General features: G+C 52.5%; 10 protein-coding genes, 1 tRNA gene and 1 pseudogene. 3 read left to right on the top strand and 9 right to left on the bottom strand.

Annotated features, from left to right (window positions below; translation table 11 throughout):
* Window positions 1–16 precede the first annotated feature (16 nt).
* Entirely contained in the window at window positions 17–1540 is a 1524-nt protein-coding gene (locus LLU09_RS07970) for an AbgT family transporter (RefSeq protein WP_228311281.1), read from the bottom strand.
* A gap of 34 nt (window positions 1541–1574) precedes the next feature.
* Complete coding sequence (locus LLU09_RS07965; RefSeq protein WP_228311280.1) at window positions 1575–3005, bottom strand: amidohydrolase; 1431 nt, start codon at window positions 3003–3005, stop codon at window positions 1575–1577.
* Window positions 3006–3275: 270 nt separating this feature from the next.
* Between LLU09_RS07965 and LLU09_RS07960 the strand changes: the two genes are divergently transcribed.
* Window positions 3276–3348, top strand: a tRNA-Ala gene (locus LLU09_RS07960).
* A 43-nt stretch (window positions 3349–3391) separates the two neighbouring features.
* On the opposite strand, the pseudogene LLU09_RS07955 reads toward LLU09_RS07960, so the two are convergent.
* Window positions 3392–3775 (bottom strand): annotated as a pseudogene (locus LLU09_RS07955) (VOC family protein).
* 224 nt (window positions 3776–3999) lie between these two features.
* On the opposite strand from LLU09_RS07955, the gene LLU09_RS07950 reads away from it, so the two are divergent.
* Both LLU09_RS07950 and LLU09_RS07945 read left to right on the top strand, forming a co-directional pair.
* Window positions 4000–5604 carry an amidohydrolase gene (locus LLU09_RS07950; RefSeq protein WP_228311279.1) on the top strand — a complete coding sequence of 535 codons (1605 nt, stop codon included), beginning with the start codon at window positions 4000–4002 and terminating at the stop codon, window positions 5602–5604.
* A gap of 31 nt (window positions 5605–5635) precedes the next feature.
* The gene (locus LLU09_RS07945) at window positions 5636–6847 is read left to right on the top strand and encodes a DUF819 family protein (RefSeq protein ID WP_228311278.1); all 1212 of its coding nucleotides are present in this window, start codon (window positions 5636–5638) and stop codon (window positions 6845–6847) included.
* Window positions 6848–6961: 114 nt separating this feature from the next.
* On the opposite strand, the gene LLU09_RS07940 is transcribed toward LLU09_RS07945, so the two are convergent.
* From LLU09_RS07940 to LLU09_RS07915, 6 genes are all read right to left on the bottom strand, one after another.
* Window positions 6962–8104 (bottom strand): 5-methyltetrahydropteroyltriglutamate--homocysteine S-methyltransferase, encoded by a 1143-nt coding sequence (locus LLU09_RS07940; RefSeq protein ID WP_228311277.1) that lies wholly within the window; start codon window positions 8102–8104, stop codon window positions 6962–6964.
* A gap of 180 nt (window positions 8105–8284) precedes the next feature.
* Window positions 8285–9829: an L-glutamate gamma-semialdehyde dehydrogenase gene (gene pruA / locus LLU09_RS07935; RefSeq protein ID WP_094906211.1), complete on the bottom strand. Its 1545-nt coding sequence runs from the start codon at window positions 9827–9829 to the stop codon at window positions 8285–8287.
* A 380-nt stretch (window positions 9830–10209) separates the two neighbouring features.
* Window positions 10210–10914 carry an MOSC domain-containing protein gene (locus LLU09_RS07930; protein WP_228311276.1) on the bottom strand — a complete coding sequence of 235 codons (705 nt, stop codon included), beginning with the start codon at window positions 10912–10914 and terminating at the stop codon, window positions 10210–10212.
* 25 nt (window positions 10915–10939) lie between these two features.
* Window positions 10940–12373 carry an IS1096 element passenger TnpR family protein gene (locus LLU09_RS07925; protein WP_228311275.1) on the bottom strand — a complete coding sequence of 478 codons (1434 nt, stop codon included), beginning with the start codon at window positions 12371–12373 and terminating at the stop codon, window positions 10940–10942.
* Window positions 12374–12386: 13 nt separating this feature from the next.
* Window positions 12387–13901 (bottom strand): gluconokinase, encoded by a 1515-nt coding sequence (gntK, locus tag LLU09_RS07920; RefSeq protein WP_228311274.1) that lies wholly within the window; start codon window positions 13899–13901, stop codon window positions 12387–12389.
* Between the two features lie 167 nt (window positions 13902–14068).
* Window positions 14069–14695, bottom strand: a complete 627-nt coding sequence (locus LLU09_RS07915) for a bifunctional 4-hydroxy-2-oxoglutarate aldolase/2-dehydro-3-deoxy-phosphogluconate aldolase (protein ID WP_094906205.1) — start codon at window positions 14693–14695, stop codon at window positions 14069–14071.
* Window positions 14696–14877 lie beyond the last annotated feature (182 nt).

The following is a 14877-nucleotide window of genomic DNA, read 5'->3' as shown; positions in this document are numbered from 1 at the left end:
CTCCTTCATCTGTTCATTATGGTCTGTCTTCAAAGAACGTGTATGCACCCGGACCGTACGGCAGGCCTGTGAAATAGAAGACCGCGAGCAGGATGATCCAGGCGACCAGGAACGCGATGGAGTACGGCAGCATCAGTGAGATGTACGTGCCGATGCTCGCATTCTTGTCATAACGCTGCATGAACGCAAGGATGATGACCATATACGGGAACAGCGGTGTGATGATGTTCACAGATGAATCCGCAATACGGTAGGCCACCTGCGTGAATGCCGGGTCGTACCCGAGCTGCAGGAACATCGGGATGAATATCGGTGCCTCGATCGCCCATTTGGCGGAACCGGATGTGATCAGGAAGTTCATCAGGCTGGTGAAGATGATGTAGCCCATGATCAGTCCAAAGCCGGTGAACTCGACTTCCTGCAGGAATTCGGCACCGTTGACGGCCACCCAGGTACCCAGGTTGGACCAGTTGAAGTAGGCGATGAACTGGGCGATGGCGAAGACGAGTACGATATACCCCGCCATGTCACTGATCGATTCCGTCATATATCTGGTCATGTCCTTGCCGGACTTAATCTTGCCCGTCACGAGACCAAAAGCGAGGCCGATCAGGACGAAGAAGATCAGGATGAGCGGCACGATGCCATCGATGAACGGTGACGGTATGATGGTTCCACCTTCACCCTGGAGCGGGCTGTCCGGCAGCATGATCACAACTACGATGATTGCCCAGTAGAGCACACCTGTGATGAGCGCTGTGATGAACCCTTTCTTTGCATTCGGCAGCTCTTCCGTATCCTCCTCTTCGACCGCTTCCCCCTTATATTCTCCGAGCCTCGGCTCGACGAATTTGGAAGTCAGCAGGCCGCCGACGAATGTCAGCAGGAATACGGAAACGATGTTGAAGTACCAGTTGTCGACCGGCGTGACGGTGATCGTGTCGTCGATGATCGCGACAGCTTCCGTCGAAATACCGGCGAGGAGTACATCCGTACCTGCGATGAACAGGTTCGCAGTGAATCCCGCACCTGCCCCGGCAAAGCCGGCCGCCAAACCGGCAAGGGGATGCCTGCCGACCTTGTAGAACACGAGGGCACCGAGTGGTGGAACGAGGACGACCGCAGCATCGGATGCCAGGTTGCCGAGTATACCCGTGAAGACGACTGTATACGTCAGCAGGAACGGCGGTGATTTCAGAATCGTCTTGCGGATCGCGTAATCAAGCAGGCCGACCTTCTCAGCAAGGCCGATACCGAGCATCATCGCCAGCACCAATCCGAGCGGTGCGAAGCCTGTGAAGTTATCGAGCATCGATGTCAGTATGAACTGCAGCCCTTCACCGGACAGCAGGTTGCGGATCTGGAGCTCTTCCCCTGTACCCGGGTGGGCGACGGTCGCCCCAAAAAGACTGAATACGAAAGACAGGAGAATCATGAAAAATGCCAGTCCGATGAAGAGGACGAATGGATCCGGCAGCTTATTGCCAACCCGTTCTATGACGTCCAGCGCTTTCGTGAAAAACCCTTTTTTCTTTTCCATAATTAATGCACCTCGCTATTCTTTTTTATGATGTTCACTTTTCATCCAGCCTGGAAGGCTGTACACCTGCAGGAATTGGATTCTTGTAGTCGTTCTTCTTTCTGAACTGTTCGAACTCCGACTTGGCCTGCTGCAGGTCCTCCTTCGATTCGAAGAGCTGGATGCCTGTCATTGCCATTGCCGACGCCGCCCGCATCATGCCGCGGTTGGCGAAGTCGCTCAGCCCCTGGGTCGTCATCTGCCATGTATGGACGCTCGTGCCGAGCGATGCAGTTGCTGCGGTCAGCTGTGCAGTCGGTGCCACCCAGCTGACATCCGCGACATCCGTCGAACCGGCGAGCACGCCTTCACGTGCCTCATATGGGGAAATGGAGTCGGCGAGATATTTGCCCGCGTACTCCTCGCCGTCACCGGTATAGCCGAAACCGCTGAGCGGCGCGAGATAGTTCTGCTGTTCGGATTCCGACAGCGTATTCCACAGCTTCCTGGCAAAATCCTTTTCGTCCTGCGCAGGTTCCCCAGGACCTGCCTCTGTCAGGTTTTTATGGAGCATGCTTTCAAGATGGCGGTTCGACACGTAGTTCGAGCAGCCCTTGTCGAAGTCGATCTCCACTTCCGTCTCCGTCATCATCGCCGCCCCTTTTGCGACCTTGATGAGGCGCTGATAGATTTCTTCCACCTGGTCCACACGCGGCGCGCGGATGAGGTAGAGCACTTCCGCATTCGCCTGCACGACGTTCGGTGAGATGCCGCCGGTATTCGTCACTGCATAGTGCATGCGCGCCTCCGACACGATATGTTCGCGCAGGTAGTTCGCACCGACGTTCATCAGTTCGACCGCATCCAGTGCACTCCTCCCAAGGTGCGGTGTGTTTGCCGCATGCGCCGACTTGCCCCTGAAGCGGAAGTAGACCTGGTAGTTCGCAAGCGTCGAGAGGTCCATGATGGCGTTGACCGGTGACGGATGCCACGTGAGTGCCGCATCGACATCATCAAATACGCCTTCGCGCACCATGAACGTCTTGCCGGAGCCCCCCTCTTCACCCGGACAGCCATAGAAGGTTACCCGTCCCGGGAGATCGTTCTCCTCAAGGTACGCCTTTGCTGCACAGGCTGCCGCAAAGGCACCCGTACCAAGCAGGTTGTGGCCGCAGCCATGGCCGATATCCGGCTCCATCGGCTGGTATGACGTCTCCCCAGGCTTCTGAGAGAGGCCGGAGAGTGCATCGAACTCGCCGAGGAAGGCGATTTCAGGCCCTTCCGTACCATATGAAGCTGTAAATGCCGTCTCTATGTCCGCTACATTGCGTTTGACAGTGAAACCCTGACGCTCGCATTCGTCAGCCAGAAAGCGTGCTGAATCGTACTCCTCGAATCTCGTTTCAGGATGATTGAATATGTATGCACTCACTTCTTTGAAATAAGATTCATGCTCCTTCAGGTAATCGCTTACAAAATTCTTCACTCCACTTTCCACTCCTTTCCCTTAATTGGTCACCGGCCGGTTACTTCAAATATTTTACAGAAGTATTGATTTCCCATACAGGTGAGCACTTAAAATACTACAATCTAATTTCCTATATGTCCACAAGTTTTGGATTGTTCAATTATAAGATTTGCATTGTTCATTTCCGTATATTTATACTGCTTACAAATGATGTATATTCATAAGGAAACGTTGAAAAGGGGCTTGAATATCATAAGCGAATCGTATAGAATATGAATGTAGCAATCAGGGGCCATAGCTCAGCTGGGAGAGCGTTGCACTGGCAGTGCAAAGGTCAGGGGTTCGAGCCCCCTTGGTTCCATAAAGCAAACCGCACCTTCATATGAAGGTGCGGTTTTTTTGTGCTATTCATTGTTTTCCATCACGGCAAAATAGTTCTCTTCATTATCTGCAAAGTTGAATGTCCGCTCGGATGAGAATGTTTCAATTTCCCCGACCTTCACCCCTTTTTCTGAGAGTTCTTCATGCAGACGGTCCAAATCATCCGTGAAGAACATGAGTGAAGGGGTACCGAAATTCAGCTCCGGCGACAGCTTCTCGATGAGCTTCCTGTCATGCAGGATGATGCTCGTCTCCGCTTCTCGTGTCGGCTTTATCTCGATCCACTTCATATCGGCCCCTTCCTCGGATTCCGAAGCGACGATGAAACCGAATTTCTCTGTCCAGAATTTACGCGTCGCCTCCTAATCATTCACATAGAGCATGACTTCCCCGATTCTCGTAAACATCTCCCTCTCCCCTTCTGATGGTGATTTGTTGTACCCCATACTGCTTTTCCACCGCTTCCCATCACTCACATATTACCCATGATGCCCTCTCTTGACTTCCCTGCCTGAATGAAATTATCAGGCAAGTTAGAAATTTCATCCGATATGCTATATAATTTTAACCATCCTAAAAATCGGAGCTGATGGCCTGTGGGTTGGTATATATTCTATATGGAGGATAGACGATGACTACACTATTGATTAAAAATGCAAACATCATCGATATGATATTCGACACGCCCTATTTCGGGGATATCCTGATTGAAGACGGAAAGATCGTGCACATCGATGAGGAAATCGCCGCGGGCGAAGAGGACGTGCTAGATGCGGAAGGCCGCTTCGTCCTGCCCGGCTTCATCGATACGCACAGCCACCTGCTGCTCTACGGACTGTACAAGTCGCTTGTCGACCTGACGCCGGAAGCGGTGAAGAATGTCGCAGACATACAGGATGCGCTCAAAGCCCGTGCGGCGGATACGCCGGCCGGAGAATGGATCGTCGGCCATGGCTACAGTGAAACAGAACTCGAAGAGGACCGCCATATTACGATCGAAGAGCTCGATGTCGTTTCCACAGATCACCCGATCTATATCCGGCACAGTTCCGCCCATATGGGTGTCGCGAACTCCAGAGCCCTCGAAATCGCCGGCATCACCGAGAATACACCGGATCCCGATAGCGGATATTTCGCCCGGACGGATGGAAAGCTGAACGGCCTCCTGTTCGAGCTGCCTGCAGTGGAGGTGCTTCTCCCCCACCTGCCGAAACCGACCAAGGAAGAGATGATCCAGGCACTAGAGGCGGCGGAATCGGACTATATCGAGCGGGGCATCACGACCGCAACCGAAGCATGCGTCGGCCTCGCCCATGGGGCGGACGATTATGATGCCTTCACCGCCTACATCCAGCAGGACAACGATCTGAAGCTCAGGCTGATGATCGATTACCATCTGCTGATGGAAACAGAGGCGCTCATGGGCCTTTCATTTTCACAATTGAAGGAAAAGATAGAGGCACTATCCGATGGACAGTGCACGCTCGACAGCGCGAAATTCTTCCAGGACGGCTCCATCCAGATCAACACCGCAGCACTGACCCGCGACTACCATAATGTGGATGACAGGAGCCACATCATCATCCCGCAGGAGAAGCTCGAAGGACTGTATATGGATTTCGCCGGACGCGGTTATCCGCTCACGACGCACGGCAATGGCGATGCGGCGATCAAATCGATCATCGAAGCCTACAGCAAAGTCGATGCCTTGCCGGATTACGATGAAGTGAAGCGTATAGAACACATCCAGACTGGGGAATATGCGGATATAGAGGCGATGAAGGCCCATCATATCGACGGCTCGTTCTTCACGAACCACATCTACTACTTTGGGGACAAGCACTACGAGAAGTTCCTGGGACCGGAGCGCGCGGAAAAGATGGATCCGGCACGGTGGGCGGAAGACCTCGGCGTACTCTATACACTCCACTCCGACTGCCCGGTGACGCCGATATCACCGCTCGATACCATCCGTATCGCGTGTGATCGTAAGACGAAGAGCGGACGGGTGCTCGGCGAGGAGATGAAGCTGACACGCTTCGAGGCATTGAAGGCGATGACGGTGAATGGGGCGAAGCTCAACCGTACGGAGGATCAGAACGGTACCGTCGATATCGGCAAGGATGCCGACCTCATCATACTCGATGAAAACCCGTTGGATGAGGATATCGTTCTGAGTGATGCGCTCATCCATTACACATTCATCAACGGCCGGATGGTCTACAGGAAATCATAGGGACAAGAGATGAAGCAAGGGGGATTTATACATGAACACATTGATTTCACCTGATGAGACATGGCTCTTGTGGGCCTTCCTCGTCGGCTGGGCGGCAGTATCGATCTATCTGGAACAGCGCTTCGAATGGGCATCGAAACTCTCAGGGGCCATCATTGCCCTGCTCGGGGCGATGATCCTGGCGAACACCGGGGTCATCCCCATCGAGTCGCCGGTCTATGATGCGGTATGGAGCTATGTCGTACCACTCTCCATCCCGCTGCTCCTATTCCAGTCGAATATACTTAAGATATGGCATGAAAGCGGCCGGCTGCTGATCATCTTCCTGATCAGCGCAATCGGCACCGTCGCCGGCGCCATCGTTTCATTTACATTATTGAAGGACCTGATACCAGGGCTGCCGCATATCGCAGCGATGATCTCCGGATCATATACGGGCGGGAGCGTGAACTTCGCCGCCTTGGCGACACGGTTCGATGTACCTGGTGAGACGGTATCCTCTGCAGTCGTTGCGGACAACCTGCTGATGGCCGTCTACTTCCTCGTACTCATCGCCCTGCCGGCATTCGGATTCTTCAGGAATAAATTCGGGACACCGCACATCGATGAAGTCGAATCCCGGGATGAAGTGAATAAGACCGCGGCCGCCTCCTATTGGAAACGCAAGGAGATAGCATTGAATGATATCGCACTCGCGGTCGGTACTTCATTCGTCATCGTCGCGGTATCCTTCAAGCTCGCCGAGATCTTCAGCAATCTGATTCCGGAAGATGCGAACATCTTCCTCACGATACTCAGGGCGATCATCGGTGACAACTACCTGATGCTGACGACGTTGACTTTGGTGCTTGTAACATTGGTACCGAAGTATTTTGAACGCATTAACGGCGCCCAGGAAATCGGCACATTCCTGATCTACATCTTCTTCGTCGTCATCGGGGTGCCCGCTTCAATTCCGTTGATCATCCAGAATGCGCCGCTCATCCTGCTGTTTGCGGCCATCATCGTATTCATCAACATGCTCGTGTCGTTCTCGCTTGGGAAACTGTTCAAGTTCGACCTTGAAGAGATCATCCTCTCCAGCAACGCCAATATCGGCGGGCCGACGACGGCCGCCGCCATGGCCATCTCCCGGGGGTGGACGAAACTCGTCGGGCCGATCCTGATCGTCGGGACACTCGGCTATATCATCGGCAACTATATCGGGACCGCCCTCGGATTCTGGTTCAGCAGCATGATGTAGGAAGTAGATGGGGTGGTTGGATGATTTAATTGTCATTCGTGGTTTCCACCAGTGACAATTGACCGGATAAACCGGATAAAACAGAAAGAAGGTGGGGATATCCCCACCTTCTCTTTATTTCCCCCAGACTTCTGCTGCAACTTCGCGCACGAGGCACAATTTATTCCACTGCTCTTCTTCAGTCAGTATGTTGCCCTCTTCGGTAGAGGCGAATCCGCATTGTGGACTGACGCACAGACGTTCGAGCGGCACATATTTGGAAGCCTCTTCTATGCGCGCCTTGATCTCCTCCTTGTCCTCAAGTGTCCCCACTTTGGAGGAGAAGAGGCCGAGGACGACGAGCTTGTCGTCGCTGACATTGACAAGTGACTCGAAACCGCCGGAACGTTCGGTATCGAATTCGAGGTAATAGGCGTCGACCTTCTCATCGCCAAAAAGGATTTCAGCTACGGTGTCGTATGCACCGGAGGAAGCCCAAGTCGAATGGTAGTTGCCACGGCATACATGCGTTGTGATGGCGAGGTCTTCGGGGTGGCCTTCAATCGCCCCGTTGTTGAGGGAAACGTAAAGCCTGCTCAGACTTTCCACCGTTTCATTGGTGTTTTTGCTCGCCCAGTCCCAGTACCCTTCATCCACCAGCATGCCCCACGTGCAGTCATCAAGCTGGACGCTGCGGCAGCCGGCTTCATACAGTTCGCTGATGACCGTCTGATAGGCTGATGCTATGTCGGCAATGAGCGCTTCCGTATCCGGATAGACTTTTTGTGTCGCTTCAATATTTTCAGGACGCTGCAGTTCGGCGAAGAACTGTGCCGGTGCCGGGAGCGTCTGTCTTGCGATCACTTCTTCATCGGCAAACTGCTGGATGAACTTGAAATGTTCGACGAATGGGTGACCCTCGCCGCTGATCTTTCCTGTCAGTCTTGCGGACTCTGCACGTGTCTCTTCGTGTTCAAACTTATACCCATTATCAACATCCACCTTCTCCACACCGTTCAGTCCCCACATGAAGTCGAGGTGCCACCAGGAGCGGCGGAATTCTCCATCAGTAATGGCCTTGAGGCCGATTTCCTTCTGCTTTTTCACAAGGTCACGGATGGCTTCGTCTTCAATCAGCGTCAGTTCTTCTTGTGTCAGCCTGTCCTCCTGATATGCTTTCCGTGCCACTTTCAATGTTTTCGGTCTCAGGAAACTGCCTACATTATCAAACCTGAAAGGTGTTTCTTTTCGCACTCCCACTTTATTGATTACTGTCATCGTCAACCACTCCCTCTATGTATTTGTTGATTTAATCTTAGCATGGGAAGTCGGATATGGTATAACTGATAATATTCATGGTTGGCCATAGCCTATAGCTATAGCAGAGTGAGGGTAAAGCATAAAAAAGTGGTGGGAGGCTGCTTGAGCCTTCCACCACTCTCCATGTTTATTATCGTTCTAGAACATTTCTGATACGACCTTCTGCTCGAGGAAGTTCAGAAGGTAGTCCGGGCTGCCGGTCTTCTGGTCTGTACCGGACATCTTGAAGCCGCCGAATGGGTGGTAACCCACTACAGCTGCCGTACATCCGCGGTTCAGGTAAAGGTTGCCGACATTGAACTTGCGGCACGCGATATGCCAGTGTTCACGTGTGTTCGTAATGACGGCACCCGTCAGTCCATACTCGGTGTTGTTGGCGATCTTCAGCATCTCATCGAAGTCTTCTGCCTTCGCAAATGCCACGACCGGTCCGAAGATTTCTTCCTGCATGATGCGGGCTTTCGGATCCAAGTCTGCAAAGATCGTCGGCTGGATAAAGTAGCCTTTGGAGTCGTCCACTTCTCCTCCAATTTTCAATACGCCCTCTTCTTTTCCGATTTCGATATATTCACTGATCGTATCGAACTGCTTCTTGCTGATTACCGGCCCCATGTAGGTTTCGTCCACCGGGTTGCCGACTGTCAGTTCCTCAGTCAGTTCAATAGATTTCTTGAGCACTTCATCGTAGACATCCTTGTGGATGACCGCACGGGATCCCGCAGAACATTTCTGGCCGGAGAATCCGAATGCGGAATTGACGATCGCATCTGCCGCAAGGTCCAGATCCGCATCCTTATCGACGATGATCGTATCCTTACCGCCCATTTCCGTGATGACGCGTTTCAGGAAATCCTGCCCTTCCTGTACTACAGCTGCGCGCTCGTTGATGCGGAGGCCGGTCGCTTTGGAGCCCGTGAACGTAATGAAGTGTGTCTTATGGTGGTCGACCATGTAGTCGCCGATGACACTCGCATCACCTGGAACGAAGTTGACGACGCCTTTTGGCAGTCCCGCTTCTTCAAGCACTTCCATCAACTTGTAAGCAATCAATGGCGTATCTCTCGCCGGCTTCAACAGAACAGTGTTCCCGGCAATGACCGGTGCCACGGTTGTGCCCGTCATGATTGCGAATGGGAAGTTCCATGGTGTGATCGTCACACCCGGCCCCATCGGCTGGTAGAAGTATCTGTTGTGCTCCCCTTCACGGTCTAGGGTCGGTTTGCCGTCTGCAAGTTCCATCATGGAGCGTGCATAGTATTCGATGAAGTCGATGCCTTCATTTGTATCCCCATCAGCCTCATTCCATGGTTTCCCCGCTTCATGCACCATCAGTGCGGAGAATTCATGCTTACGGCGTCTGATGATTGCCGCTACTCTGATGAATAGTTCAGCACGCTCTTTCGGATCCCATTCGCTCCAACTCTCGAATGCCTCTTCCGCAGCTTCCATCGCCTGGTCGATATGCTCGACTGTCGCCTTCGATACATGACCGATGACCTGCTCCTTATCGGAAGGGTTGTAGGATGTGATCTTATCCTCCGTCTCTATATGCTCACCGCCGACGATGATTGGACGTTCGACGCCAAAATCATTCTTCGCCTGTTCCAGGGCTTCCCGGAAGGCCTTCTTGTTCTCTTCTTTTGTGAAATCTGTCGCTGGTTCTGCGTGATACGGTACTACCATTGAATACTTCCTCCTTCATTTCGCTTAATTGGATACTGTGATGAATGCACCATAAAAAAGCGCTTTCATTTACAGCGCCTGGAGTACAATCATCGAATGTCTCCTTATAACATATTTTATCTTATTCTCAGGACGATTTAAAGCCTGACAGTCTATGATTTTCCCCGAATGCCCCTCTCCGAAACTTTCAAGCTATAAACTTCTACAAAAGCAGTCCATAAAATTGATTGCGCCCTTTATAAAGGAGGGCATTTGAGGGTTCTCCAGACCTTATACAAGTCATTGGCTTGATGCAAGCAACTTGGAATAAATACTATCCACTTCTGCAAAAACTGGGAAAAGGGAGCAATGCCATGATGGTATGCTCCCTTCTCACTACGTCACCTGTTCGGGCCGAAAACGCGCGGTTCACTGCTGCCCTCACTGCCCTGCAGACGCTTGTTGAGCGTCTTTTTCCAGTTGTCGGCGAGATATTCACATGCGCATAAGCTCTCCGCAAGACCGATGTTGCTGGTCTGATTGTACATCACTTCATTGCATGCCTCGATCGTCCACCCCGGGCACGGGTGTTCCATCCTTTCGAATGTATCCCCCGCCTCGACACGACCCTCCTTGAGCACCCTGAAGTACCACCCTGTACGTCCTGTCTTCTGGATTCTGAGGGCAAGATCGATGACCTTGTGGCGCCGGGCAGGCTTCCAGCATGGCCGTCTCGGCTGCGAAACCTGAACGATTGCTTCTCCAACCTTGAATGTATCGCCAATGCACACATTCGATTCATCCATGCCTGAAACCGCAAAGTTTTCCCCATTACCGCCAACGGGGATATCTGCATTAAGTTCGCGTTTCCATTCTTCATAATGTCTGACCGGGTAGACGAAGACCGCCTTTTCGGGGCCCCCATGATTCTTCTTGTCAGCGACCTCATCCCCTTCAAAGCCCGTTTTGGTTAGATATACCGGGCCTTCCGTGGGTTCCTTGAATATGCCGCTCTCCCATTCCTGATCCATCTTGTTCTCCGCATCGCTGTGGCCCGCCTTTTTGACTTTCCCAGTGAACAGCCTGTGAATTTTCCGATGTTCCATCTGACTCCCCCTCTGATAAATGAAATTATATATCCATCCCATTCGCGTTGAACTCCGTCAGCGGATGGGATTTGGCAAACAGCTTCTCGATCTGATGGTTGATGGCCGTGATGGGATAACGCTCCCGATAGTTTGTGGCCCTCACCTTCTCATATGTTGCTGCATAATCAGGGTGCTTCGGATTCTCAAGAATCTCAAGTATCCCGGGCAGCCGTGCGGCACCCCCGATATTTTCGATCGGCGCCGGGCCTTCATAATTCCGTATCATTGGAATGGCCCGGTGGATGTTCGCCGTATCCTGTAGATCAACCGCCACACGATAGGAGTCCCCGTATACATATTCAAGCGGGTTGAACTGGTCGAATACCGCATCGATCTGAGTGAAACTTGCCGCCATCTGCCTGCCTTCCTGCTCCGCTTCCTTCAGCTGGTGCATCGTTTCGAATATCGTGATGTCCCCTGTCCTGAACGCGGTATCATGCTTGCGCTGCCAGCCCATCGCCTTCTGGATGACGAGATGCAGTTCGAAAAAATTGATGCCGGCCGGCACGGTGAGCTCCCTTCTGATCCTAAAATCGATATCTTTGATGGTGAGGTCTATGACATAGGCATTGTAGTCCCCACCCCGCTTCTTTCGTCCGGCAGGCTGCGGGCTGCGCCTGTGTTTTTCTTCAACCGTCCTGAAATTGACCTCTGCAAGCGCCTGGCGCACCGCCTCATGCATGACATAGTAGTCGGCATGGACTTTGACGAGCAGTCCGACCTCCTTTGCCGCCTCCCACCTCGAGTTTGCTTCATAGACATTGAAGCCTTTTTCGACATTCTCCCTGATGAGCGTGTATTCTTCAAAGCCGAGATGAAGCAGGATGCCTTCGAGATATTTCGGGTGGGTGACGACTGAAGTGATGTGCCTCAGATAGTCCTCCTTCTGATGGCCATCCGGCTCGACATTGAGCCGCTTCAAGGTCGCGCGCAGCGTACGCCATGTCAGATTGTCGTACAGCCAGTAGATCGGACCCTTATAGATGCGGTCGAGCTGGCGCACCTCCTCGAGATCCAAAGGTTCATCCTTATGGATGTACATCGGATGCCCTGGAAGGATGCCGCTCTCCTTCAATATGGCATGCAGGTTCTGGATGATGTCATGATGGATGACGCCTGCCCCGTCACCCGCCTCAAGTATGTACTGATGGTCGATCAGGACGGGATAGCTGGAGACATCATACGCCACATGGTGCAGATGATCATCACTCCCGATATCCACCAGATGGCTGATGAGTTCAACCTCGGTCATCGTCAGTAGACCCGCTACAGGCGAGCGGACGTCCAGGCCGCCCACTTCCGCTTCCTTATAGTCTACAAGCGCTTCGATCGACTCGAAGGAGCGGTCATTGATCAGATTGGCACGTACGAGTTCATTCTCCTGCAGGAAATGCATGAAAAACTGGTGCAGATTCATTGTACCGCCCTCCTCATCTGATTTCGTCCATCCGGTTGTAGAATGGTTCCAGCGCGCGCCCAAGCTCGATATAAACGCTCATGATCTCCTGGTACTTCATATATACCGCTTCTTCAGGAACATATGCATCACTTTCCCCGACAAACTGTGCGGCTTCGTCCAGATCCTTCATTTTACCAATGGCATACAGGCCAAGCAGACAGGCACCGAATGCACTGGCTTCATATGATTTCGGCACCGTCAGCTGTTCACCGAACACGTCGGCCATAAGCTGTTTCCACATTTCACTTCTGGCGAAACCGCCGCTCGCCTTGATGCTGCCTACACTGTCCATCTGCTCGCGGAGGGCCAGGTATACACTGTAGAGGTTGTAGACCACACCCTCCATCGCAGCACGGATCATGTGCTTCCGTTCATGCGACAAGGTAAGGCCGTAGAAGGATCCGACCGCCTTTGCATTCCAGAGCGGTGCACGTTCCCCTGCAAGGTAGGGGTGGAAGATGAGCCCGTTGCTTCCCGGCCTGACTTCCTTTGCCGCCTGTGTCATCACTTCGTATGGGTCCTTGCCGGAGGATGCCGCTTCACCGACTTCCTCCGTGCACAGCTCGTCGCGGATCCACCTCAGGACGACGCCGCCGTTGTTCACGGGCCCGCCGATGACATAGTGATCGTCCGTCAGGTGGTAGCAGAATGTACGCATCTTCACATCCGTCCTCGGGGCATCGATGACCGTACGGATGGCCCCGCTCGTACCGATGGTGATCGCAATATCCCCCTTCTGGATGGCATTGACGCCGAGGTTCGCAAGCACCCCGTCACTTGCACCGGTGATGATCTTCGTCTTTTCAGCGATGCCGAGCTTTTCATGCATCCTGTTCAGGGATGGATACACCTTCGTCGTCCCGACGATATCCGGCAGCTGCGCCGTGTTCAGCCCGAGGATTTCAAGCACTTCCGTGTCCCACTGGGAAGTCTCCAGATTCATCATGCCCATGCTGCTCGCGATGGACTTGTCGACTTCATAGACACCGGTCAGATGATGCAGCACATATTCCTTGATGCCGACCACCTTGCCGATCTGGCTGTACAGCTCAGGATGTGCATCCTTGAAATAAAGCAGCTTGATGAACGGGCTCATCGGATGGATCGGCGTGCCGGTCCGCCTGTAGATTCCGACGCCGCGCTCCGTCCCCCATTCCTCTGCCACCTCCTCACTGCGCCTATCGGCCCAGGTGATGCATTCGGTCAGCCGGCTCCCCGACTTGTCGAGTAGGATCAGGCTGTGCATCGCAGATGAACAGGAGATGAATTCGATGCTGCTGCCGCAACGGTTGCGTTTGACGAGCAGTCTAATCGCCTCCATCGACTTCTCCAGGATCTCATCCGGATCCTGTTCTGCAATATGGACATCCGGCGTGTGAAGCGGGTAATGCTGCGTTTCCTTGTCTATGTATTCGCCGGTCGTATTGAACAGCACCGCCTTGACTGCAGTCGTGCCGAGATCCAGACCCATCATATACTTCTTCATGGCGATTCCCCCTTTTTATTTCCTGTTCCTTCTATTATATGGCTTTTTGGCTGTGTATACAAAAACCCCATGCGCGGCATGGGGTCGTAACTTCATTCTATATGAAAATGCTGATGACACGACTGATCAGGTCTCTCATAAACCGGAAGAAGCAGACCATCTTTTCTTTACTCTACTTCACCTTTCATCTTATGAACCCGCTCACCGATTTCTTCTAGCAGCGCGTCATCAACTGGACGGTTTGGCGGGATGATGGCGGAACTTACCCCGACCGCCTGAGCTCCTGAATTCAAGTAAGCCCGGATATTGTCAGGATTCACACCTCCTGTAGGGAGCAGCACCAGATCATCCATCGGTCCAAGCACATCCTTGATATAGGTTGCACCCAGCTGCCCAGCTGGGAAAACCTTGATCATCTTCGCTCCAGCCAGATAGGCCTCGTAGATTTCCGTCGGCGTATAGCACCCTGGAATGTATAGGATGCCGCGTGATTTTGCATATTGAAGCACCCGTTCACCGTATGCCGGGGAGAGCAGGAATTGGACGCCAATCGCCACACATTCCTTCGCAGCCTCCACAGTCAGCACCGTTCCGGCACCAAGAATGATTTCATCGCCGAACTTTTCCTTGAGCACTTTCAGCGTCTTCAATGAGTTTGGGGAATTGAGCGCCACTTCAATGACCCTGAAATCATTCTTTACGAGGGTATCGACAATTTTCACCGCATCTTCCGTATCATAACCGCGCAGTATGCCTATCATTTTATGCTCCTTGATTCTGCCAAGTACTGTCATTGATATCCCACCTATCCTTTCTTAACTGAATGAAATTCATAAGCCGATATGTGCAGAGGGTGAGCCTCCCGAAATTATTACATATACACTTAGTGTAAATGTATTATGTGCCTTTACCCTCTGTCAATAAAAGTGAAAGGACTTCCAATTTAATGTCGATATCAAAAAAGCACCTACTTCGT

Source organism: Salinicoccus sp. RF5 (assembly GCF_020786625.1).
In the GTDB taxonomy this organism is placed as follows: Bacteria; Bacillota; Bacilli; order Staphylococcales; family Salinicoccaceae; genus Salinicoccus.
The sequence above is the reverse complement of the archived record's forward strand: the minus strand, read 5'-3'. Positions and strand labels throughout refer to the sequence as shown.

What these genes read in the sequence shown, in the direction of transcription:
- LLU09_RS07970 (WP_228311281.1), bottom strand. Translation starts at nt 1,540, where the DNA reads ATGGAAAAGAAAAAAGGGTTTTTCACGAAAGCGCTGGACGTCATAGAA.
- LLU09_RS07950 (WP_228311279.1), top strand. Translation starts at nt 4,000, where the DNA reads ATGACTACACTATTGATTAAAAATGCAAACATCATCGATATGATATTC.
- LLU09_RS07945 (WP_228311278.1), top strand. Translation starts at nt 5,636, where the DNA reads ATGAACACATTGATTTCACCTGATGAGACATGGCTCTTGTGGGCCTTC.
- LLU09_RS07940 (WP_228311277.1), bottom strand. Translation starts at nt 8,104, where the DNA reads ATGACAGTAATCAATAAAGTGGGAGTGCGAAAAGAAACACCTTTCAGG.
- pruA (WP_094906211.1), bottom strand. Translation starts at nt 9,829, where the DNA reads ATGGTAGTACCGTATCACGCAGAACCAGCGACAGATTTCACAAAAGAA.
- LLU09_RS07930 (WP_228311276.1), bottom strand. Translation starts at nt 10,914, where the DNA reads ATGGAACATCGGAAAATTCACAGGCTGTTCACTGGGAAAGTCAAAAAG.
- LLU09_RS07925 (WP_228311275.1), bottom strand. Translation starts at nt 12,373, where the DNA reads ATGAATCTGCACCAGTTTTTCATGCATTTCCTGCAGGAGAATGAACTC.
- gntK (WP_228311274.1), bottom strand. Translation starts at nt 13,901, where the DNA reads ATGAAGAAGTATATGATGGGTCTGGATCTCGGCACGACTGCAGTCAAG.
- LLU09_RS07915 (WP_094906205.1), bottom strand. Translation starts at nt 14,695, where the DNA reads ATGACAGTACTTGGCAGAATCAAGGAGCATAAAATGATAGGCATACTG.